This window comes from Streptomyces muensis (assembly GCF_021474425.1).
Lineage (GTDB): Bacteria > Actinomycetota > Actinomycetes > Streptomycetales > Streptomycetaceae > Streptomyces > Streptomyces muensis.
On sequence record NZ_JAKEIP010000008.1, the window covers coordinates 43,347 to 59,667 of the forward strand.

The 16,321-nt window shown below is 71.5% G+C and carries 18 protein-coding genes; 12 read left to right on the forward strand and 6 right to left on the reverse strand.

The genetic code is table 11. From position 1 onward, the window contains the following. Positions 1-67: 67 nt before the first annotated feature. The 9 genes from L0P92_RS03995 to tgmB all read left to right on the forward strand — a co-directional run bounded on the left by L0P92_RS03995 (position 68) and on the right by tgmB (position 7,339). Complete coding sequence (locus tag L0P92_RS03995; RefSeq protein ID WP_234761055.1) at positions 68-901, forward strand: chitosanase; 834 nt, start codon at positions 68-70, stop codon at positions 899-901. Positions 902-1,061: 160 nt separating this feature from the next. Further along, positions 1,062-2,426 (forward strand): FAD-dependent oxidoreductase, encoded by a 1,365-nt coding sequence (locus L0P92_RS04000; protein WP_234761056.1) that lies wholly within the window; start codon positions 1,062-1,064, stop codon positions 2,424-2,426. A 15-nt stretch (positions 2,427-2,441) separates the two neighbouring features. Beyond that, the gene (locus tag L0P92_RS04005) at positions 2,442-2,579 is read left to right on the forward strand and encodes a hypothetical protein (RefSeq protein WP_234761057.1); all 138 of its coding nucleotides are present in this window, start codon (positions 2,442-2,444) and stop codon (positions 2,577-2,579) included. A gap of 23 nt (positions 2,580-2,602) precedes the next feature. Next, positions 2,603-3,568, forward strand: coding sequence for a DUF1152 domain-containing protein (locus L0P92_RS04010; protein WP_234761058.1), 966 nt, complete (start codon positions 2,603-2,605; stop codon positions 3,566-3,568). Between the two features lie 102 nt (positions 3,569-3,670). After that, complete coding sequence (locus L0P92_RS04015) at positions 3,671-4,165, forward strand: lamin tail domain-containing protein (protein WP_234761059.1); 495 nt, start codon at positions 3,671-3,673, stop codon at positions 4,163-4,165. Positions 4,166-4,388: 223 nt separating this feature from the next. Beyond that, on the forward strand, positions 4,389-5,465 hold the full coding sequence (locus tag L0P92_RS04020) for an HAD family hydrolase (RefSeq protein WP_234761060.1): 1,077 nt from the start codon (positions 4,389-4,391) through the stop codon (positions 5,463-5,465). A 277-nt stretch (positions 5,466-5,742) separates the two neighbouring features. Further along, positions 5,743-6,039 carry a DUF1232 domain-containing protein gene (locus tag L0P92_RS04025; protein ID WP_234761062.1) on the forward strand — a complete coding sequence of 99 codons (297 nt, stop codon included), beginning with the start codon at positions 5,743-5,745 and terminating at the stop codon, positions 6,037-6,039. 117 nt (positions 6,040-6,156) lie between these two features. Then, complete coding sequence (gene tgmA / locus L0P92_RS04030; RefSeq protein ID WP_217206879.1) at positions 6,157-6,348, forward strand: putative ATP-grasp-modified RiPP; 192 nt, start codon at positions 6,157-6,159, stop codon at positions 6,346-6,348. Between the two features lie 16 nt (positions 6,349-6,364). After that, on the forward strand, positions 6,365-7,339 hold the full coding sequence (gene tgmB, locus L0P92_RS04035; RefSeq protein WP_234761063.1) for an ATP-grasp ribosomal peptide maturase: 975 nt from the start codon (positions 6,365-6,367) through the stop codon (positions 7,337-7,339). A 16-nt stretch (positions 7,340-7,355) separates the two neighbouring features. Here the strand turns inward: tgmB and L0P92_RS04040 are convergent, their stop codons facing one another. Continuing rightward, positions 7,356-7,586: a hypothetical protein gene (locus L0P92_RS04040; protein WP_234761064.1), complete on the reverse strand. Its 231-nt coding sequence runs from the start codon at positions 7,584-7,586 to the stop codon at positions 7,356-7,358. Between the two features lie 157 nt (positions 7,587-7,743). Further along, on the reverse strand, positions 7,744-8,205 hold the full coding sequence (locus L0P92_RS04045; protein ID WP_234761065.1) for a DUF2269 family protein: 462 nt from the start codon (positions 8,203-8,205) through the stop codon (positions 7,744-7,746). Positions 8,206-8,362: 157 nt separating this feature from the next. Between L0P92_RS04045 and L0P92_RS04050 the strand changes: the two genes are divergently transcribed. Beyond that, positions 8,363-9,328, forward strand: coding sequence for a GlxA family transcriptional regulator (locus L0P92_RS04050; protein ID WP_234761066.1), 966 nt, complete (start codon positions 8,363-8,365; stop codon positions 9,326-9,328). A gap of 73 nt (positions 9,329-9,401) precedes the next feature. Further along, the gene (locus L0P92_RS04055; RefSeq protein WP_234761067.1) at positions 9,402-9,749 is read left to right on the forward strand and encodes a hypothetical protein; all 348 of its coding nucleotides are present in this window, start codon (positions 9,402-9,404) and stop codon (positions 9,747-9,749) included. A gap of 89 nt (positions 9,750-9,838) precedes the next feature. On the opposite strand, the gene L0P92_RS04060 is transcribed toward L0P92_RS04055, so the two are convergent. The 4 genes from L0P92_RS04060 to L0P92_RS04075 are packed head-to-tail and all read right to left on the reverse strand — an operon-like array spanning position 9,839 to position 15,068. Beyond that, positions 9,839-10,696, reverse strand: coding sequence for an NmrA family NAD(P)-binding protein (locus L0P92_RS04060; RefSeq protein ID WP_234761068.1), 858 nt, complete (start codon positions 10,694-10,696; stop codon positions 9,839-9,841). Between the two features lie 56 nt (positions 10,697-10,752). Next, complete coding sequence (locus L0P92_RS04065; RefSeq protein ID WP_234761069.1) at positions 10,753-11,601, reverse strand: transferase; 849 nt, start codon at positions 11,599-11,601, stop codon at positions 10,753-10,755. Continuing rightward, positions 11,598-12,866, reverse strand: coding sequence for a glycosyltransferase family 4 protein (locus L0P92_RS04070; protein ID WP_234761070.1), 1,269 nt, complete (start codon positions 12,864-12,866; stop codon positions 11,598-11,600). The genes L0P92_RS04065 and L0P92_RS04070 overlap by 4 nt, the downstream gene beginning before the upstream one ends. A gap of 27 nt (positions 12,867-12,893) precedes the next feature. After that, on the reverse strand, positions 12,894-15,068 hold the full coding sequence (locus L0P92_RS04075; protein WP_234761071.1) for an alpha-galactosidase: 2,175 nt from the start codon (positions 15,066-15,068) through the stop codon (positions 12,894-12,896). Between the two features lie 70 nt (positions 15,069-15,138). On the opposite strand from L0P92_RS04075, the gene L0P92_RS04080 reads away from it, so the two are divergent. After that, a complete protein-coding gene (locus tag L0P92_RS04080) occupies positions 15,139-16,176 on the forward strand; it encodes a LacI family DNA-binding transcriptional regulator (protein ID WP_234761072.1) in 1,038 nt (345 codons plus the stop codon). The last annotated feature ends 145 nt before the right edge of the window (positions 16,177-16,321 follow it).

Below are 16,321 nucleotides of genomic sequence, written 5' to 3' on the forward strand. Positions count from 1 at the left end.
TAGGAAACTTTCCTATCAGTATCAGCTACGGCCAACTCCCCACCCCCCACCATCACTTGGAGCCGCCGTGAAGCACCCCTCGCACACCTCGCCCACCACGCGCCGACGCGCCCTCCTCGCCCTGTTCGGGGCGGCCCTGACCTCGGCCCCGCTCCTCAACCCCGCGCCCGCCGCCGCGCTCCGCGTCACCGCGGCCGGACTCGACGACCCGGCGAAGAAGGAGATCGCCATGAAGCTGGTGTCGAGCGCGGAGAACTCCTCGCTCGACTGGAAGGCGCAGTACAAGTACATCGAGGACATCGGCGACGGCCGCGGCTACACGGCCGGGATCATCGGCTTCTGCTCCGGTACGGGCGACATGCTCGACCTGGTCGAGCTGTACGCCGACCGCCGTCCCGGCAACGTCCTCGCCCCGTATCTGCCGGCCCTGCGCCGGGTGAACGGCACCGACTCGCACGACGGACTCGACCCGCACTTCCCCCGCGACTGGGCCCGGGCCGCCCAGGACCAGGAGTTCCGGCGGGCGCAGGACCACGAACGGGACCGGGTGTACTTCAACCCGGCCGTACGCCAGGGCAAGGCGGACGGGCTCGGCGTGCTCGGGCAGTTCACGTACTACGACGCCATCGTCATGCACGGCGACGGCGGCGACCCGACCAGCTTCCGCAACATCCGGGGGCGCGCCCTGAACCGGGCCCGGCCGCCGGCGCAGGGCGGCGACGAGGTCACCTATCTGCACGCCTTCCTGGACGCGCGGGTGTGGGCCATGAAGCAGGAGGAGGCCCACAGCGACACCAGCAGGGTCGACACGGCCCAGCGGGTCTTCCTGCGCGAGGGCAACCTCGACCTCGATCCGCCGCTCGACTGGAAGGTGTACGGGGACAGTTACCACATCGGCTGACGGAGAGCCGGGGTTGCCGTACCCGCGTGCACGGCAACCCCGGAATTACCCATAGAATTGATTTATGAGCTCATAGGTTGGACCCGCGTACCGACTTAGGCTTGCCTTAGTTTAGGCTTCCCGACGAGATCGCTTGTCACCACTCGAAGGGACCCTGATCATGCCCCGCCCCCTGCGGGTAGCCATCGTCGGAGCCGGCCCCGCCGGGATCTACGCCGCCGACGCCCTGCTCAAGTCCGACGTGGCCGCCGAACCCGGTGTGTCCATCGACCTCTTCGAGCGCATGCCGGCGCCGTTCGGCCTGATCCGTTACGGCGTCGCGCCCGACCACCCGCGCATCAAGGGCATCATCACGGCCCTCCACCAGGTGCTCGACAAGCCGCAGATCCGCCTCTTCGGCAACGTCGACTACCCGACCGACCTCAACCTGGACGACCTGCGCGCGTTCTACGACGCCGTGATCTTCTCGACCGGTGCGACGGCCGACCGGGCGCTGCCGATTCCCGGCATCGACCTCGACGGCTCGTACGGCGCCGCCGACTTCGTCTCCTGGTACGACGGCCACCCGGACGTACCGCGCACCTGGCCCCTGGAGGCCGAGAAGGTCGCCGTGCTCGGCGTCGGCAACGTCGCCCTCGACGTGGCCCGGATCCTCGCCAAGACGGCGGACGAGCTGCTGCCGACGGAGATCCCGCCGAACGTCTACGACGGACTGAAGGCCAACAAGGCCCTGGAGGTCCACGTGTTCGGCCGGCGCGGCCCGGCGCAGGCGAAGTTCTCGCCGATGGAGCTGCGGGAGCTGGACCACTCCCCCAACATCGAGGTCATCGTCGACCCCGAGGACATCGACTACGACGAGGGCTCGATCGAGACCCGGCGCGGCAACAAGCAGGCCGACATGGTCGCAAAGACCCTGGAGAACTGGGCCATCCGCGACGTCGGCGACCGGCCGCACAAGCTGTTCCTGCACTTCTTCGAGTCGCCCTCGGAGATCCTCGGCGAGGACGGCAGGGTCGTCGGTCTGCGCACCGAGCGCACCGCCCTCGACGGCACCGGCAACGTCAAGGGCACCGGCGAGTTCAAGGACTGGGACGTCACCGCGATCTACCGAGCGGTCGGCTACCTCTCCGACAAACTCCCCAAGCTGCCCTGGGACATCGAGTCGGGCACGGTCCCGGACGAGGGCGGCCGGGTCACACAGGAGAGCGGCGAGCACCTTCAGTCGACGTACGTCACCGGCTGGATCCGGCGCGGTCCGGTGGGTCTGATCGGCCACACCAAGGGCGACGCCAACGAGACGGTGTCGAACCTGCTGGACGACTTCGCGAACGGCCGTCTGCAGACGCCGGCCTCGCCCGAGCCGGAGGCCGTGGACGCGTTCCTCGCCGAGCGCGAGGTCCGCTTCACCACGTGGGAGGGCTGGTACAAGCTCGACGCCGCCGAGAAGGCGCTGGGCGAGCCGCAGGGCCGCGAGCGCGTGAAGCTCGTCGAGCGCGAGGACATGCTGCGGGAGAGCGGCGCCTGAGCCGCGGGCGGTGACATGCCGACGGAGAGGGCCGGGGTCGCGTACCCCGGCCCTCTCCGCACTGTCACGGCCGTCCCCGCCATCACCGCCGTCCCCGGCCTCACCGCCGTCCTCGGCTTCGCGGCCCACTTCCGGCTTCGCGCCCCGGGATGATCGCCGCCTGTTAGCGTCCCCCGGTGTTCTCACTACTGGAGCCCCCTTTCTTCACCCGGCTGCGTGACGCGCGCCGGATTCTCGTCGCCGGTGCGGGCGGCGGTTTCGACGTGTACGCCGGTGTGCCGCTGGCCCTCGCGCTGCGGGCGGCCGGCAAGGAGGTCCACCTGGCGAACCTGTCCTTCTCGGATCTGTACGGGCTGGACCTCGACGTGTGGGTCGACCACGACGTCGCGGCGATACGCCCGGACACCACGATCCGCGGCGACTACTTCCCCGAACGGGCCCTCGCCCGCTGGCTCGCCCTGAAGGACCTGCCCGACACGGTGTACGCATTCCCCCAGACCGGCGTCCGCCCCCTCAGGGCCGCCTACCGGGCACTCCTTGAGCACCTGGGCGGCGTGGACGCCATCGTGCTGGTGGACGGCGGGACGGACATCCTGATGCGCGGCGACGAGCACGGCCTCGGCACACCGGAGGAGGACATGGCGAGCCTGGCCGCCGTGTCCGGGCTCGACGAGGTCCCGGTACGGCTCGTGGCCTGTCTCGGGTTCGGCGTGGACTCCTACCACGGGGTCAGCCACTCCCTGGTGCTGGAGAACCTCGCGGCGCTGGACCGGGACGGCGGCTACCTCGGTACGTTCTCGCTGCCGCGCGAGAGCCGCGAGGGACGCCTGTTCCTCGACGCGGTCGAACACGGCAGGCGGGCCACGCCGGACCACCCGAGCATCGTCCAGGGTTCCGTCGCGGCCGCCGTACGCGGCGACTTCGGCGACGTCCGCTTCACCGAGCGCACCGGGGACAGCGAGCTGTTCATCAACCCGCTCATGGCCCTGTACTTCTGCGTCGACGCGCCCGTCCTCGCCCGGCACAACCTCTATCTGGACCGACTGGAGAACACCGCGCTCATGCGCCAGATCAGCTCGGTCATCGAGGAGTTCCGCGACGCGCTCCCGCGCCAGCGGCCACCGCGGGCGTACCCGCACTGACAGGCCTTTGTCTCATATTCCGGTGAAGTCCCCCCAGCGAGCTGCTGAGCTGCATACACTCCTGATCTTCACAGAAGCTCCATAAAGGGGGGATGTTTCTCCATGCGTATACGCACCATCGCCACAACCGCCGTCGCGGCCGGCACGCTCGCCGCCCTGTCCGCCGTCCCGGCCCAGGCCACCGAGTACTCGTCCGCGCTGAAGATCAAGGGCATCCAGTACGACGCGCCCGGCCGCGACTCCAACAACTGCCGCACGGGCAACACCGACGAGGAGTACCTGACGATCAAGAACTACTCGTCGAGCACGACGGTCAACCTCAAGGGCTACCTCGTGAAGGACAAGACCGGAAACCGGTTCAAGTTCACCGCCAACCACTACCTCCAGCCCGGCGACTCGGTGAAGCTGCGGGGCGGCAACGGCACCGACTCCGACGCGCGCAACGTCGTCTACCGCGACAACTGCAACTTCATGTGGAACAACGACAGGGACTCGATCTACCTGTACAAGCCCTCGGGCGCCGGGGCGGATTCGCACTCCTACACCAAGAGCGGCAACGACCGGGACGGCAACGGCTACATCACGTACCACAACTGAGCGGGCCCACGGCGACGAGCAGGACCCGCCCCAATGCGGATGGTGGGCGGGTCCTGCTCATCGGGTCATTCTCATGACCGGACGCGACGCGGACCACGAGTGAGCGACGCCCGGCCGGTGCGGATCGCGCACACCCCGTGTGCGGACCCCCCGCGCCGTCGGCATCCACCTGCGCCGACGATACTGGTACGCGTACGTGTGCCCCCGGCCAGCAGATGGACCCATGCCCAGCTCCTCCAGCACCCGCCCCACCGCTCCCGCCTCGGTGTGGCCGGCCCGTGGCCGCCACCTCGGGCCCGCCGCCGAAGACGTACTCCGGCTCGGTCTCCAGCAGCTCAAGGACAGCCGGACCATCGACGATTTCATGGAGCTGCCCAAGACCGAGGGGGCCGGGGAGTCGGCCTTCGAGGCACGCTGGCGTGTCGCGGGGTCGGTGACCGTGCGCGCCCGGCTGACCGTCGAACCCGACTCCGGCGACGGGCAGCAGTGGACGCTGGTCGCCGAGGCCGAAGCCCCGTGGGATCCGCGCTGGCCGTCGCCGGTCGCCATGTTCTGGCCGCAGGAGCCGGACGCGGGCTGGGACCACGAGGCGGTCACCGGCCTGCGCCTGACGGACATCAACCCCCTGCCCTCGGACGACAAGGCGGTACGGCGCATACTGCGGGACGCCGCGCGCGACGGCTGGTGCGTCCACGTCGTCGTCCACGAGGCCATGACCACCGACGAGCGCGGCCGGGTGCCGCTGGCCGGGATGCTGCCGCCGGGTCTGCGGCACCGGGTGGTCGAGCATCGCGCCGCGCCGAGCCAACTGCGCGTCGTGAACTGGGCGTTGCGGGAGTTCGGGGTGGAGGTGCCGCGTGGCGGGGCCGTGGTGCTGCCCGGGGCTCCGGTGCCGCCGGACTACGACGCGGACGACTTCGCCGTACGCAGTGTCTTCCTGGACGGCTCCGAGCCGGCCGAGCTCATCCACGCCGTGACCCGGTACGCGGCGTTGCCGCGCCCGTTGCCGGACGGCGCCGAGGAGGCCGTCACCGCGCTGCGTGAGGACTGGCGGCTGCTGACCCTGGAGGAGGAACTCGACCGGGAACGCAAGCTCGTGGCGATGTACGCCGAGGCGCTCGAAGCGATGACGAAGTCCCGCGACCTGTACCGGGAGGCCGCCGAGCAGGCGCACGCTGCGCTGGCCGCCTACCGCGAGTCCGGCGACGCCGCACCCGACGCCCGGCCCCAGCCGCCCGCCTCCCCCACGGCGTCCCCGCTCCAGCAGCTGACCCGGACCTTCCGCCTCAAGGGTCGTTAGCCCCGGCCCGGGCGGCACCGCGTGCCGCCGGAGCGGGCGTAGCAGGGCTGCGACGGATCCGTGGGCGGGGCGTACTGCGACGGGCGGGCTCGCTTCGGAGCGCGGGTGGACGGGCCGTGCGCCGGCCCGAGCAGGTGACCGGGCCGATTGTGCGTCTTCCGTCCTGACGAGTGATGGTGTGCGGCCGAGTGACGGCCGCCGTGCAATGCACCGGCCGCGAGGGGGAATCCGACCGGCAGGTGCGCATCGGTGCGCGCCGTCGGCAGGAGGAGGGTCCGTGGGGTCGACCACCGAGGTGATCGTCGTCGCCGTGGTCCTGGCGGCCGTGGTGCTCGCCGTGGCCGTCCGGTTGCTGGTGCGGCTCGTGCGGACCCGGCGCCTGATGCGGCGCGCGGGGCTGCCGACCGGGCCGCGCTGGGTGTTCTGGGGTGCCGTCCTGTACTTCGTACTGCCCGCCGATCTGGTGCCGGATCCGGTGTATCTGGACGACATCGGCGTGCTCTTGCTGGCACTGCGTACCCTGCGCCGCTCTCCCGAGGCGGGACCGCCGGACGCCGCTGGTTACAGAAAGTAAGGAAACCAACCACTCGTTCGATTCGTTTAAGTAAGAGGAGCCCAAACGCGTCGGCGCGCTGAGTGACGCCACTGGGTGACCAGGCTCGATCGGAGCAGCACCTGTGAGGGAGAGACGATGCAACCGTTCGCGCTCAACTATGCACGGCCGGCAGCGGAGTTGGAGGTCACCGCTGCGTACGTCTACGACTCCGGTCTGCAGTTGAACGTGCTGCGTGACGGGCGGATAGCCGCCCGTGATCACGCGCTCTTGCGGGAGTTGGGAACCACGACGTCCACGGCGGGCTCGAAGACCCACTTCGACGACTGAACGCAGGTCGCCGACGATGACCGTCTTGATTGTGACCAACGAAGAGGACGTGACGGCGGACATGGTGGTCGTGCACCTGAACGCGTCCGGTGTCCCGGTGGTCCGACTCGATCCCGCCGACCTGACCGGCGGGGTCGCCCTGTCGGGCGAGTTCGTGCACGGTGCCTTCCGTGGCCATCTGTCGTCCGCCGGACGCCTGGTGAGCATCAACGGGCTGCGGTCGATATGGACGCGCAGGCCCGGAGCCGCGGCGGCGCGCGCGGCCGCGCCGTCGGCCTGGCTGACGGAGGAGGCAGGGCAAGCGCTGTACGGCATGCTGCGCGGCACTGACGTGCGCTGGATGAACCACCCGGACGCGGCCGGCCGGGCGCGTTACAAACCGTGGCAGCTGCGGCTGGCCCAGCGCTGCGGCCTGCCCGTTCCGGCCACGTTGATCACGACGTTCCCGCAGGCGGCCCGCGAGTTCGCCGCGCGCTTTCCGGATCTGGTGGTCAAGCCGGTCTCCGGCGCCCACCCGCAGGATCCGCCCCGCGCGGTGCCGACCAGCAGAGTGGCCCCGGACGCGGACTTCTCCGCCGTCGCCTTCGGGCCCACCCTGCTGCAACGCCGTGTCGTCAAGCGGGCCGACATCCGGCTCACCGTGGTGGGCGAGCGGTTGCTGGCCGCCGCCAAGGTGGCCGACGCGGAGGCCGAGGTGGACGTCCGCTTCGCCGCGTCCGACGCGCCCTGGCGTCCCGTCGAGGTCGCGCCGCGCGTCGCCGAGGCGGTCCGCGCCTATATGCGGGAGGCCGAACTCGCCTACGGCGCCTTCGACTTCGTCGAGGACGCCGACGGCACGTGGTGGTTCCTGGAGTGCAACCAGTCCGGGCAGTTCGGGTTCATCGAGGTGGACACGGGCCAGCCGATATCGCTGAGCATCGCCGAGTGGCTCGCCCGGCCCGCCACCGGGGAGCAGCCGCACGCCAACGGGGCGAGCGCGAAGGTTCCCTGACCGAGGTCGCGGCCCTCTAGGGCCCGGGCGGCAGGGCGCTGCGCTGCCAAGTCGGGGCCGGTGGTGTCGGGCGTCCGGGGGCCGGTGCGGGGCCTCCGGGCTGCAGCAGCGACTGCCGGGACTGAAGCAGGGGCTGCATGGCGAACTCGACTTCCCTGCTGACGCGTTCGGCCTCCCTGCGCACCTGGAGGGGGATGTCGCCGCGCTCGGCGATGAGCCGGTCGTAAATGGGGGAATCCTGGAACACCCGTCAACGCGCCTTTCATGTCGTGGCCCTGTGTGCATTTGGGCACGGCTGTCGAGTCTAGGCGCCGACGCACACTGAAGTACGAATTCTGCCAGAGCGCTTGACGGCCGCCGCACGGGCACTACGGCATCGTCGGTGCACCGCCCCACCCGCCGGTTCAGGCACCCGTCGTCGAGCCGGGCCGGACGATCATCAGGACGGTGACGGTCGCCCACAGCAGGTTGAAGATGCCGGTGAACATGGCGAGTCGTACCGTCGCCGTGTGCTCGACGGTCTTCTCGGCGCCCAGTTGCTCCAGGAGTTCCTCCTGGCGGGGCAGGACGAAGGCGATCAGGATGCCGGCGGCCGCGGCGGTGAGGGCGATGGACGTGATGAGCCAGCCGCTGCCGAGCACGCCCATCGCCAGGGCGGTCGCCAGACCGAGGACGGGCACCGACACCCCGATGGCGGCGTAGACGCGGCAGATGCGGTGCAGCAACTGGACGGTGCCGACCGCCACGGCCCCGTCGGTCGCCGGGACGCGGCGCGCGGCCGGCGGGAACATGCTGGCCGCGACGGTGACGGGGCCGACGGCGACGATGGCGGCCAGGACGTGAAGGGTGAGGAGGATCTTGGTCACCGGCCCCACGCTAGGGACCGTACGGGTGATCGGACAGAGGCAGAAACGACAGCTTCCAACGGGTTCCCGCCAATGCAGTCTGAGCGCTTTCTCCTCGCATGCTGCTCACATGACCTGGCCTTATAGCGCTGGCGGGAATCCACCTAGGGTGTCCCTCATGCACACCGTGGCGATCCTGGTTCTCGACAACGTGGTGCCCTTCGACATGGCGGCGCCCTTCCAGATGTTCAGCTGGACCCGGCTGCCCGACGGACGCCGCCCCTATCGGGTCCGGCTGTGCGCCGAGTCGCCGGAGGTGCCCACGGAGGGCTTCGCGCTGCGTATCGACCGGGGGCTGGACGGGCTGGAGGACGCGGACACGATCATCGTGCCGGGCTGCGACGACACCGGGCCGCCCTCCCCTCGGGTGGTGGCGGCCCTGCGGGAGGCGGCGCGGGCCGGCACCCGGATCGCGTCCGTGTGCGTGGGCGCCTTCGTCCTGGCCGAGGCCGGACTGCTCGACGGGCTGCGCGCCACCACCCACTGGATGGCCACCGACGATCTGGCGCGGCGCTTCCCGGACGTCCGAGTCGAGCCGGACGTGCTGTACGTCGACAACGGCGGGATCCTCACCTCCGCCGGGGCCGCCGCGGGCCTGGACATGTGCCTGCACATGATCCGGCGCGACCTGGGCTCGGCGGTGGCCGCGCACACCGCGCGCATGTCCGTCGTACCGCTGGAACGGGAGGGCGGACAGGCGCAGTTCATCGTGCACGAGCACCCGCCGGTGCCCCGGGGTTCGGCCCTCGAACCCCTGCTGGAGTGGATCGAGGACAATCTGGCCGGGGAGATCACCCTGGGGGCGATGGCGGGACGCTCGGGCATGAGCGAGCGCACCTTCAGCCGCCGGTTCCGTGAGCAGACCGGCACCACACCCTTGCAATGGCTGCTGCGGGCGCGTGTGCGGCGGGCCCAGTATCTGCTGGAGAACAGCGACCACCCGATCGAACGCATCGCACGCCAGGCCGGGTTCGGGTCACCTACGGCGTTCCGTGAGCGCTTCCGCCGGGTGGTCGGCACCACGCCGCACGCCTATCGCGCCGCGTTCCAGGGGAAGAAAGCGCCTTCAGTCACGGTGGGATAAATCACCCGAGTCCACACGGGCCGTTAGCAGTTGGACAAGGGGTATCGATCCTCCCCAAGGACGGTGTACGCCCATGAACTGCTCCAGCCGTTTCCTCTGCGCCCTCTACATCGCCACGAGCGCGGGGCTCGCCTGGACCACGGTCCTCGAAGTCCGCTACGGCCCCGCGTGGGCCGCCTGTCTGTTCGCCGCCGCCAGTCTGGTGCCGGTCATCGCCGTCGTACGGGAGACCGTGATCGGCGAACAGCGGCGCTGGCTGCTGGAGTTGGCCGCGCGGGCGGGACGCGGGGGCGACGCCGCCGAGGCGATCGTCCGTGCGGAGATCGACTCCGCGTGCTGCGAACGCTGGTGGACGAGCCTCGGCAGCGAGCACGACGTGACCTGCCGACACGGGATGCCCCGAAGCAGCAGCGCCGCGTGAGCGTCACCACCCGCCTCGGGCCTCCGCTGGGCGCTGTCATGGCGGCGGACCGGTAGGCCCTGCCGCCACCCGGGACGACATGCACACGGCTACGACGTGGCTTCGCGCGGCTGGGCCACGAAGGCGTCCGTGTGCTCCGCGGCCCACTGGCCGAAGGTGCGGGCCGGACGGCCGGTGACCTTCTCCACGGTGTCCACGACCGTACGGCCCACCTCCGGGGTGTTGCCGTACGCCTCCAGCAGGAAGCCGATCACGTCCTCCGGGTGGCCCGCCGCCCGCCACTGGGCGACGGCCTGTTCCTCGGTCAGCTCGACCAGGGCGATCTCCCGTCCGCGCGCGGCGGCCATGGCGGCCACCTTGTCGGTGACGGTGAGCAGTTCGGGTCCGGTGATCACGTACTCCTGTCCCCCGTGCCCCTCCTCGGTGAGCGCGACCGCGGCCACGGCCCCGATGTCGCCCTCGTGGACCATGGCGCTCAGCCGCGAGACGAACGGCTCGCGGACCTCGCCCGAGGTCACGATCCCGTCGGCCCACTCCAGGGCGTTGCCCATGAACTCGACCGGCATGAGGACGGTCCAGTCCACACCGTCGTCCGCCCGCACGGCGTCCTCCAGCAAGGACGGTCCGCCGCCGTGCAGCACGGTGACCCGCCGGACACCGGCGGCGCGGGCGAGCTCCAGGATGCGCGGGCCGGTCTCCAGCGGGGCGAAGTAGGCCCCGCCGAAGGTGATCAGATGGAGCCCGCTCACGCCGTCCAGAGCCGGGATCAGGGTCGCGGGTTCGGTCAGGTCGCCCTGGACGACCTCGACCCCGGCCGGGAAGTCGGCCCTCGCGGCATCCCGGGTGAGCGCGCGGACCGCGTGGCCGCGGGCGAGGAGTTCGGCGACGACCTGGCGGCCGACGGTTCCGGTGGCACCGGTGACAAGGATCTTCTGCGTCTGAGTCATGGAACGACCGTAGGGAGGCTTGCGGTCAGCTTCTGTCCGCAAGCCTCAGCGATGCGTCACTTCACCTCCACCGACAGGTCGTTGTCGACCGTGAAGTAGGGACGCACGGCGCCGCCGCCGACCACGGCCGCGGGGTAGACGAAGACCTCCTTGCGGTCCGCCACGTCGTCCAGGAGACGACCGATCCGGACCGGAGGCGTTCCCTCTCCGGAGGACACCCGGACGCTGAGGTCCCACACGCGGTCACGGCCGTTGCCGTCGGCGACCAGCTCCGCGTAGTCCACGACGAAGGAGAACGCCCGCCCGTCGCTCTCGCCCCGCAACTCCACGATCCGCACGGTGCCGTCGCCGCCCCGCAGACGCAGCCGTACGGCGGCTCCCTCGGCGAGCGAGGTGCCGTGCAGCCGGGCCCGGACCGTCATCGAGCGGTCCGTGACGTCGATGCCCTCGACCTCCGCGTGCTCGGTGCGCAGCCAGGCCCGCACCGCGAGGTAGCCGTCCTTGGTGACGTACGGGACGCGCACCGCCACCGGTGACGGCCGGTCACGGGTGTGGCCGTCGACGAGGGCCCGCAGGTCGCGCAGGCCGGGCCGCAGGCGCTGTCGGGGCGCGTCGGGTTCGGCGAGGAGGTAGACGTCCCACCGGCCCTCGGCGAGGGCGGGCTGCTGTTCCAGGACGGCGAGGAGGCGGCCGTCGTGGGCGGGTCGCAGCTCCAGGAGGTGGACGGTCTTCTCCGGTTGGCCCTTCTTGGGGCGCAGCCGAAGCAGCAGCCGGGGCGAGCCGGCTTCGTCGGCGGCCGTCGCCGGAAGGCCGAAGACGATCCGGCCGTCCGCGTCGGCCGTGCAGTCGACACGCAGGTGCGCGCCCCGCGTCGTGTCGGGTCTCGTGTCCGGTTTCGTGTTCAACGCCGTCCCCTCCGTACGGTGCGCAGCGCGCCGGAGGCCACGGCGTACGCGGCGTCGCGTACGGCGAAGCCCTGGCTGACCAGGGCGCGTTGTATTCGGTGGCCTTCCGGGGGTGCGAGTGGCCGTCCGGTCCGGCGCGCCGACCTCGCGTCGTCGATCAGCCGCTCGGCCTGCTCCACGACGGGGGCCGGGGCGAACCTCCGGGCGTTCTCCATGGCCGTACGGCCCATCCGCCGGCGGCGTTCGTCGTCGCGGACGAGGTCGAGGAGCGCGGCGCCCAGCGCGTCCCGGTCCCCGACCGGTACCAGTCGGCCGTCGACGCCGTCCTCGATGATCTCGCCGGGGCCGTGGGGGCAGTCGGTGCTCACCACGGGCAGGCCACAGCGCATGGCCTCGACGATGGTCATGCCGAACGGCTCGAAGTTGGAGGTGCACGCGGCGATCGAGCCCTTGACCCACTCGGCCTCCATGGGGGCCGCCGCGCCCATCAGCAGGGCGTTGTCGGACAGGCCCAGGCGTTGGATGAGCTCGCGCAGCCGGGTCTGTTCGTCCCCCTTGCCGTAGATGCGCAGTTGCCAGTCCGGGTGTTCCGCGGCGACCGGGGCGAAGGCCTCGATGAGCAGGTCGTAGCGCTTCACCGGGACCAGCCGGCCGGCCGCGACCACGATCTTCGCGGTGCCGTCCGCGGCGGGCAGCACCGGATCGGGCACGCTGTTCGGCAGGGCCTCCACCCGGACCCCGGGCAGCCGCATCTTGCGCCGGTAGGCGGCGGCGTCCGCCTCGGTGACCGTGGTGAGCACGTCGAGCCGGCGGTAGGCGCGGCGCAGCGTGGTGCGCAGGCGGGGCGGGTGGTTGTCGAGGGTGAGGTGCTCCTGTCCGACGCGGACGACGTGCTCGGGCGCCTGGAGCGCGAGGTGCACGTTGAGCCCGGGCCGGGTGCCTATGACGACGTCGGCGTCGGTCGCCGCCAGGAACTCGCCGATCCGCTGGTCGGTCAACTCGCTGTACTGCCGGTAGCGGTACTCGGCGGCGGGGAACACCCGCGCCGGTCTGAGGTGCAGGGGGTGTTCCTTCTCGTGCCGCAGGTCGACCAGCGGCTGCAAGGAAACTCTCGGGTCCAGCGCGAAGTTCGGGTGTTCGCGGTGCCGCAGCACCGAGACGATCTCCACTTCGTGCCGCTCGGCCAGTGCCTGTGCCAGGTTGAAGGTGGTGGTGATCGTGCCTCCGATCCCGTAGGCGTTGTGCAGCAGGAAAGAGATCTTCATGGCGGACTAGACCGCGGCAAACCTCCTTTAGTTGCCTGTTGTTATATCTCTGTTGTCTTGCAGGTCAGGCCCGCTTGGCGAGCACGCGCGCAGCCGGACCAGCAGAACGGCGGGTGTCCGTGGCAGCGACACCCGCAGCCCGTCCCCGTCCCACACCGCCGAACCGGCCGCCGCGGCCGACGCCGGCGACGGGTGCAGGATCTCCGCGTGGACGTCCCGGCCCGCCAAGTGACCTATGGGCAGCCGCAGTTCCGGTTCGCCGCCGCGCCGCCAGACGGTGAGGTACGACGTACGGCCGTCGGACGACCGCATCCCCAGCGCCAGCCACTCGTCCGTCCAGCCGGGCAGCCCGAGCGGCCAGAACGGGACGGCATGCGCCAGGTCCGGGCGGATCGCCTTGTACGTGGTCACCGCGTCCCGCACGAGGTCGAGTTGACGCGGTGACATCCGGTCCAGATGGCCCGAGAGATGGATCCGCCCGAGCAAGGCACCGCCCAGGGTGAAGGCGATCAGGTCGTCGTCGAAGCCGGGCTGCGGGTAGGCCCAGACGGCGCCCTGTTCGGGCGGTACGGCGGTCGGCGCGGCGGCGGCGATGGGCGGGTAGCGCAGGGGGTCCTGTTGGTCGCTGGTGGACTGGAGCTGGGTGACGGCGAGGGTGGCCCCGTCCATCCGCATACCGCCCGAGGCGCAGTTCTCGACGACCAGGTGGGGGTGCCGGTCCAGCACCTCGGAGAGCCAGTCCAGGTAGGCGTGGGCGTGGCCGAGCAGGCCGGCTCCGGGTGCGAGGTCCCCGGGTGCGAGGGTGCCGGGGTCGACCACGATGTTGTAGTCCAGCTTGAGATAGCCCACGCCCCAGTCGCCGACGATGCGGTCCACCGCCTTGTCGAGGTGCGCCCGGGCGGCCGGGTGGCGCAGGTCGAGCTGGTGGCGGCCCTGTTCGGTGAGGCGTACGCCGTCGCGCTGGAAGAAGGCGTCCGGCGGGAGCGCCGCGGCGACCGGGCTGCGTACGCCGACGACCTCCGGTTCCAGCCACAGCCCGGGCACCATGCCGCGCTCCCGGATCCGGTCCAGGACCGCCCGGATGCCGCCGTCGGGGAAGCGCCGCGCCGAGGGCAGCCACGCGCCGACGGTGTCCCACCAGTCGCCGTCGGCCGAGTCGTCGTACCAGCCGGCGTCCACGCAGAAGTACTCCGCGCCCGTCCGGGCCGCCGCGTCGATCAGCGGGAACAGCTTCTCGGTGGTCGGGTCGCCCATGAGCGTGTTCATGTAGTCGTTGAAGACGACCGGGAGCGCGGTGTGGTCCGGGTGCGGGCGGCGAACGGCGCGGCGGTACACGGTCAGAGCGCCCATGGCCTCGTCGAACCCGGTGCCGAGGGCCAGGACTCCCGGCACGGTGGTGAACTCCTCGCCCGGCGCGAGCCGGACCCGCCACTGGTGCTCCGCGTCCGTGGGGCCGTTCAGCGCCACGTACGTGCCGTGCCCGCGCTCGCCCAGGTCCCAGCGCCAGCCGGCCGGGGACTCGATCTGCCACAGCCAGGTCCGGCCGCTCCCCCGCTCCGTCAGCGCCCCCATCGCCAGATGACCGTCGGTGGGCCAGCTGCCGCGTCCGGCGAGGACGAGGGCGGCCCGGCTGTCGTGCTGATGGGCGCCGACGTTGATGTCGGCGACGGTGGCGCGCAGCGGTTCGGTGGACCAACGGCACTCCGCGAGCCAGTCGTTGCGGGCCCGGCGCACGTCGAGGGCGTCCGGTGCGGGCAGGCCGCCGAGGAGCAGGCTGCTGACCGACTGGACGACGAGCGGCTCCGGGCCGTCGTTGCGGAGCCGGACGCGGGAGCGCAGGACCGGCAGTCCGGTGGGGGACGTCAGCTCGACGAAAGCCGTCAACCCGGTCGCCGGGTCGTGGAGTTCGAGGGTCAGCCACTCCTGGTCGCCGCGCCGCCCACTGTGCCGGCCCCGGTACTTCAGGCGCGCGCCGAGGGCCGTGCCGGTGAAGCGCGGGCCGGACCAGGCGCTGCCGTGCCCGAAGGCCGTGAGCTCGACGAGGGGGAGGGCGGCCTCCGGACGGACGGGCTCGCCGTCACCGAGCCGGACCAGTCGCAGGGTCCCGTCGGACGCCGTGGCGAACCCGGCCTCCAGGGCGACATGACCCCAAGTGAAGGTGTCCTGCGTGCCGTTGAGTTCCGCGTCGCCCGTACCGGTCAAGGTGCTCCCCCTCGTGAATCCCTCGTTACGGTCTCTTGACGGTCCCCATGTGACCGGTCACAATCCTGGCATGAATGTGACCGGTCACACAAGGCGCCCTGCGAGTATCAGGGACGTCGCGACCGCCGCCGGCGTCTCGTACCAGACCGTCTCCCGGGTGATCAACGGCCATCCCAGCGTCAGGCCGACCACCCGGGAGCGCGTCCTCGCCGCCATCGACGAGCTGGGCTTCCGGCGCAGCGCCACCGCGCTCGCCCTGGCCAGCGGACGCAGCAGGGCCGTGACCGTGCTCACCGCGAACACCACGCACTACGGCTACGCCTCGATCCTCCAGGGCATCGAGGAGGCCGCCCGAGCCGAGTCCTACGCGGTCGGGATCGGCGTGCTGGAGTCGGCGGACGAGGCGGCCGTCGCGGCCGAGGTGCGGCGGGCGGCGGGCGCGGGCGGCGGGCTGATCGTGATCGCGTACGACCCTGCCGGAGTGAAGGCGCTCGGTGCCGTCCCCGCCGAACTCCCGGTCGTCGGCGTCGTCGAGACCCCGGCGAGCACGCCCGACCCGGGCCGGCCCTGGGTGTGGACCGACGACCGCGAGGCCGCCTACCAGGCGACCCGCCATCTGCTCTCGCTGGGGCACGAGACCGTGCACTACGTCGCCATCCCGTCCAGCACCCGGCGCACCAGCGCCCGTACCAGCGGCTGGCGGCAGGCGCTGCGCGAGGCCGGTGCGCCCGAACCCCGGCCGGTGCAGGGCAGTTGGGGTCCGGCGGAGGGTCACGCGGCGGGCCACGAGCTCGCTCGGGACCCCGCGGTCTCGGCGATCCTGTGCGGCAACGACGACCTGGCGCTCGGGGTACTGCGGGCCCTGCACGAGGCGGGGCGCTCCGTGCCCGGCGAGGTGAGCGTGGCCGGGTTCGACGACGCCCCGCACTCGGCGTATCTGACGCCGTCCCTGACGACCGTACGGCTGGATTTCACCGGGCTCGGGCGGGCCGCGTTCGCCCTGTTGCACGGGGTGCTGGAGGAGGCCGCGCGGATCGCCCCGCATCCGGTGTCGGTGCCGGAGCTGGTGGTGCGGGAGAGCTCGGGGCCGCCCCCGGCCACCACCTGAACGCGCCGCACGGTCCCTCGACTCGCCGCAGAACCTCTCGACACACCACAGCCCCCTCGACACATCGCACGCCCCCGCCGCACCACACCATCCCTGACCGCGTCGCACAGTCCGCCATGGCGCCGGACGGTCCCCGAACGCATCG